The 715-nt window shown below is 29.5% G+C and carries 1 protein-coding gene; it reads right to left on the reverse strand.

The annotated features are described in order from the left end of the window. Positions 1-715, reverse strand: a 715-nt coding sequence (locus ACQRD5_RS17155) for an IS30 family transposase (protein WP_427747116.1), incomplete at both ends; no start/stop codon positions are given.

Below are 715 nucleotides of genomic sequence, written 5' to 3' on the forward strand. Positions count from 1 at the left end.
TATTTCATCTGCTGGGATATATTTTAATGATAGTTTATCTAGTAGTGAATTATCTAGTAACATTTGGGCTAATTTAAATGGTGTATTTCCATTTAAACTAGCTCTTGCTGCATTATTAATATGATTCATCATTAAGGTAATATCTTCTTGAGTACGATCATTTAAAGAAGTTCCTTTTGGTATTATATACCTTATGTATTCGTGATTCTTTTCTACGTAAGGCTTCTGATAAGAAGCCATGGGATTGCAGTAGAATACTTTAGTTCTTTGATTCCCTTCGGTATCTAATTCTAATGATTCAGGATCTTTAAATTCGGATCCGTTATCTGTTAAAATAACAGGAAAGTATTGCTTAAATAATTCATGTCCTAATACCTCATATAGCTTATCTATAGCTTCTCTTACAGCTAATTCGCTACAACTATCAATAATAAAAGCTATCATTAATGAACAACTCCTAAAAATAAAAGTTAGAAGAACTTTGCCACTACGTGTGCCGTGGACAGTATCCATTTCTACTATTGGAGTATTTGGATTCTCTTCAATGAATTTAATAAAGTCACTATAAGTTCTTCCAATTCTATAATTAAAATCTTTAGTCACAGAAGTTGTAGATTTCTTTCTAGGTTTATACTTAACTTTTCTAGGTAAATCAATATTTCTAGCAGTGAAAGCATTTTTATCAAAATAATTATATAAGGTTCTTTCAGAACAT

It is taken from the genome of Clostridium sp. SGI.024, from assembly GCF_050315195.1.
Lineage (GTDB): Bacteria > Bacillota > Clostridia > Clostridiales > Clostridiaceae > Clostridium.